Annotated in this window: 8 protein-coding genes; all 8 read right to left on the bottom strand. The window is 45.6% G+C overall.

Annotated elements, in window-relative coordinates; all coding sequences use genetic code 11:
* Positions 1–237: 237 nt before the first annotated feature.
* Positions 238–636, bottom strand: a complete 399-nt coding sequence (locus F6K53_RS35290; RefSeq protein ID WP_293030298.1) for a transposase — start codon at positions 634–636, stop codon at positions 238–240.
* A gap of 29 nt (positions 637–665) precedes the next feature.
* On the bottom strand, positions 666–857 hold the full coding sequence (locus tag F6K53_RS35285) for a hypothetical protein (protein ID WP_293030301.1): 192 nt from the start codon (positions 855–857) through the stop codon (positions 666–668).
* A gap of 77 nt (positions 858–934) precedes the next feature.
* Positions 935–1,186, bottom strand: a complete 252-nt coding sequence (locus F6K53_RS35280) for a hypothetical protein (RefSeq protein WP_293030304.1) — start codon at positions 1,184–1,186, stop codon at positions 935–937.
* 127 nt (positions 1,187–1,313) lie between these two features.
* Positions 1,314–1,526 carry a hypothetical protein gene (locus F6K53_RS35275; RefSeq protein ID WP_293030307.1) on the bottom strand — a complete coding sequence of 71 codons (213 nt, stop codon included), beginning with the start codon at positions 1,524–1,526 and terminating at the stop codon, positions 1,314–1,316.
* A gap of 87 nt (positions 1,527–1,613) precedes the next feature.
* On the bottom strand, positions 1,614–1,823 hold the full coding sequence (locus tag F6K53_RS35270) for a hypothetical protein (protein ID WP_293030310.1): 210 nt from the start codon (positions 1,821–1,823) through the stop codon (positions 1,614–1,616).
* 444 nt (positions 1,824–2,267) lie between these two features.
* Positions 2,268–2,684, bottom strand: coding sequence for a transposase (locus F6K53_RS35265; protein ID WP_293083937.1), 417 nt, complete (start codon positions 2,682–2,684; stop codon positions 2,268–2,270).
* Positions 2,685–2,845: 161 nt separating this feature from the next.
* On the bottom strand, positions 2,846–3,490 hold the full coding sequence (locus tag F6K53_RS46200) for a group II intron maturase-specific domain-containing protein (protein WP_365940620.1): 645 nt from the start codon (positions 3,488–3,490) through the stop codon (positions 2,846–2,848).
* The gene (locus tag F6K53_RS46195) at positions 3,456–4,301 is read right to left on the bottom strand and encodes a reverse transcriptase domain-containing protein (RefSeq protein WP_365940619.1); all 846 of its coding nucleotides are present in this window, start codon (positions 4,299–4,301) and stop codon (positions 3,456–3,458) included. The genes F6K53_RS46200 and F6K53_RS46195 overlap by 35 nt, the downstream gene beginning before the upstream one ends.
* Between the last annotated feature and the right edge of the window lie 178 nt (positions 4,302–4,479).

Raw genomic sequence — 4,479 nt, 5'->3', positions numbered from 1 at the left:
AAAGCAGGGGGGCATTGCTGTGGAAACGGTTTCTTTCATCGGATTGAGTGGAGAAGAATACGAACCTAAAAAGCATACTCTATATAGAGTAGCACGATTTTTGTTTATAATTTGCGCTAAAGTCCCAATAATAGGTCGGCTTTGCTATATTTGACCTATCTTTTTTTAGGTCTGATTGCTGTATCTTATGCTACATATACCTTTCCCCTACCTCTGTCGCCCTGCTAGGGGATTTTGTCATCCCCTCGCAAGCGGGACAGTAAATACGCCCAAAAACAAATCCCTAATTTGCGCGATTGTCTTTTTCAGACCAATCATGGTATCTCTGGCTTTTCGTCCGGCCTCAGAGCGAGTGCCACCACTGATTTTTCGACGGGTCACAAATTCTCTGATGTCAGATTCGGCAGCATTATTGTGCAAAGGGATATTGGGTTTGTCGAGCACCCGAAGCAATTGCTCCTTGTTTTGTCTAAATTGGTTCAATGCGTTGCTCAGAGTGGGGTGGTGCAGATAACACCGACCAAAGATTTCATCAAAGCGAGCAGATAGGTACTGCTTTTGCTCGGCACTCGGGTGATCTTGATAGGCAATTAAGCTGTTGGTAGTACTCCCATAGAAGGGTTTGGACTTCCTCAATGTTCTCTCGAAACTCAGCGGTACTCCCCTCAAAGCATGCGAATGATTCGTTCACCATGAACCCAACACAACCCATGAATGAGAATATTGAACTGTCTGGCTCCATCTGAGAGAATCAGCAATTTTCGGTTAATGCCACTCTCGATTAATCCACCCAGCAGAGCGGCTTCGGTGACCCTCTCTGCGACTTTGGTCTGCACAATGCCAATCGACTCGCGCATAGTCCTGCCATTGCTCAGGGTTATTTCCTAGAACCGTTGAACCAAAGCTCAATCGGTTCATATGCTTGTCGGCTAACTTATAGGAAGCGTGCATATTGGTGGGCATCCTGATTGAGTACATAAATCGGGGCATTGCCTTGTAATACGGATAAGAAGTTGCGTCGAGTCTTGCGGGGGGTGCTCGCAAAGAAAGTAAACCATTCATTGCCAATCACCGTGCAATACCCGTTCTTCCCACTGTGTTGTGCTCCGGTATCATCGGTGTGAACATACTCTGAGAATTTTAATCCTGCCCCTAAAACCGATGCCTGAGAGAGTGTGAAACACATCTATATTTGCGCGCTCGGTATGAATTGATTTGACCGACCGATATCTCGATACCCCATTCCAGTAGCTGCTCATGAATCTTTGGTTGCGTCACTCGATTGTGATAGTACTGGTGCAAGATATATCCCACTAGTTGCGGGCCATAATGTCCAGAATTGCTGATACGAGGCGCGGTAATTGACCACTGATTACCCCGACCTCTGGTAACACATATTCGGCTAAAAAGAAGCGGATGTTATTTCTTTCTATGCGAAGTTCGTGGAACAAATATTCTCGGTATCCATTAAATTTTGCCCCTTCTGGCAGTTGAGAGGGTTCTATTTTCCATTCGGTGTCCACCACGAAGCTATCTTTCTTACTGCGTTTGGCTGAGGCGCGGACGTTTACCTTTCCTTTGCTTAAGTTCTAGCTGCTTCTCTACACCCACGGTTACTCGCACGCTCGTTGAGGCTTTTTATTTAGTTTCTTTTTAGCTAGTAACTCTTCCTCCAATTCACGGATGCGCTTGCTTAACTCTTGATTGTGCTTGGCCAGTTCCGCTATCGTTTCAGCTTGTTGCCTGACAAGCGCACGCAGCTCCTCGACCTCATGAAGGTCGGTGAGTTGTTCATTTTTTACTTGCACAGAGTTTTTAGGCATACCTTTGTTTAACCAGATTTATGCACTCTTGACAAGGGGGCCAAGTCAATACCTATCTCTTTCACCCGACAGCGGTTATTGAGAAGTTACCATATTTCTCATAACGAGTTGCAATTCGTCGATTAAGCTATAGGCGATTAATAAGTCGTTCGACTCGATTTCGTTCTCTATACAGACCACGATTGAAGCGTTCTCGTTTTCTCTCATTGCTTTTCGGGGGGAATAACAGGGGTTGCTCCCTAGAATTGAAACCTGATTGTTAGTGGAGCCTTAATTAATAATTTTTAATCCTTTTCTGCATAACCCTTAAACTGTAAAGGCTCCACTATCCTTACGGTAACTTCAAAGAAAACGCAGTTTTTCTCTAATCGCTTGACTACTGTAAGCTTTATCACCATTAAAGTAGCGAAATCGACTTTTTGGTCTTCCTCGTCCAATTCGCGCTTACTTTCCTCCAGTCAGTAAGTCATCAAAAGCAATGGTGTCATGACGTTCACCTGATGTTAGGACAAAAACCATTGGTTTTCCAAATCCTTCAGCTCGCTTTGTGGACTTTTGTAGAAAAACCTCCCTTACTACGCCGCTTAGCTTGGTTTTCTTGCCCCCAAATGCTACCGCCGCATGTTGATGTGCTCTGACTAAGGTACTGTCGGCAAAATGGACTTCCCAATCAATCAGCCCTTCGGCATCAGCTTTTTGTTGAAGACCTGCCCAAATTTGATCCCAAATACCAGCTTTTCGCCATCGGTAGAACCGACTCGAGACTGTACTGTGAATTCCGTAATCCGGAGGTAAATCTCTTATGGGTGCGCCTGTTCTCAAGATCGGTGAGAATCCCATTAATGATGGAACGATTGTCATGTGCTGGTTTTCCTGTCCGGAGACGAAACCTTAGATAGGGTCGCCTTTATGGGCGACAGGCTATGGGTAAAAGGGTTAAAACTTATTAGAGTCGATGCCTGGTATTACCCAGGGCACCTCTCCTTCAGATCTGGACGTGAAGGTTTCCCCTCATCCAGCTCCTAGACATCCTTAGCTTTCGCTTTGCCCCCATGGATATATTGGTGACAACTTTGATGGACAGCCATTAGGTTTTTGGGCTTCCAATTGTCGTGATTTCTATCAATGTGGTGAAGGTGAACCCTTTCTCCATCAATGAATTTCAGTCCGCAATGTCCACAGGAATGGTTTTGTTTCTTCAAAGCCTTTGCAGTAGCATTATCATATAAAGCAGAGTTTCTATGACTCCAGTAGATTAAGTCTCCGTCATAGGGGGACTTAATTCCTCTAACCATTGTGTGGTCGTTTTCTTTCCACGATACTGTGGGGAAGGCTATCTTTACTAACCTTTTGGATTTGTACCGGTTTATTGATTTCTGCTTTCTGAATTTTCTTTCAGCAGTTTTTGCCGGGAAGTATAGGTCATATGGAGAGTCTTCCATGCAGCAGTATCTGTGGTAGTTCCTCCAACCCCGTACGATTGGTGCTAATTTTTGGGCTTTGACTTCTGCACCATAATTCGAGCTGTTGGCCACGGTTTTTACCTTCTTTAGAAATTTCTTGAGGTTCTCTTTTGAAGGGTAACTCTTGAATCTTCCGTCATGCTGGACTCGGAAAAACCAGCCCAGGAAGTCAAATCCGTCTGTCGTTTTGGTTATCTTGGTCAATCGGCGCGCTTATTTCCATCCCTCTTTCTGCTAGGAAGGTTTTGATTCTTTTCAGTACCTTTTCCGCGTTTTCCTTTGGCTTTAGGAATATCACCATGTCGTCCGCGTATCGAACGGAGGGGTGTATTGCCTCTATTCCGTTAAGTGCTATGTTGGCGAGCAGTGGACTGACAACTCCTCCCTGTGGGGTTCCTTGCTCAGGAAATTCCAGGTCAATTCCGGCTTTGAGGCAGCGGAATATCCCAGTCTTCAAACTTGCTGGTGCAATTAACCTATCCATGATGGACTTGTGGGAGATTCTGTCGTTCGCGAAGCGTGGCCTACGGCCAAAGCACTTTTTGATGTCTAGTTCAATTACCCTTTTGGTGATGCCGTTACATTTTGAATTGAGGTTTTTGAAAATGTATTGTTGGGCATCATGGGCACTGCGTCCAGTCCTAAACCCGTAACTCCGGGCGTGAAAGGTAGCTTCGTGGGCTGGTTCGAGGGCGTACTTTGCTAAACATTGCCATGCTCTGTCCGTGATTGTCGGTACTTTCAGCATTCTCGTACCCCCGTTTTTCTTAGGTATTGGGATTTCCCTTAACCCTTGGTGCGTCCAATTTTCCGCACTGGAGCCTAGCATTTTAAGTAACTCGAATCGCTCCCGGTATTTGAGGGCTGTTTTGCCGTCAATCCCGGCTGTCTTTTTACCCTGATTTAGTTGTGTCACTTGACGGATGGCCAAAAGCTGTGCCGAACGGGATTTCAAAATCAGTTTTTGTAGAGACCTTGCTTTCCTCAGGTCACCAGCTTGAACCGCTTTATACACTCTTCTTTGTAGGCGGAAAAGATTCTTCCGGAGTTGTTTCCAGTTTTGTCCTTGTTACGGTCGATGTCCCCTATTAAGGGGAGCACCTCCGCTTCAGAACTGGGCGTGAGACTTTCACCTCACCCAGCTCCTGGGTAAACTCGGTCTATGACCGGCCTTTCGGCTTGCTCCAGTGTAT

Source organism: Moorena sp. SIO4A1, from assembly GCF_010672065.1.
GTDB lineage: Bacteria > Cyanobacteriota > Cyanobacteriia > Cyanobacteriales > Coleofasciculaceae > Moorena.
The sequence above is the reverse complement of the archived record's forward strand: the minus strand, read 5'-3'. Positions and strand labels throughout refer to the sequence as shown.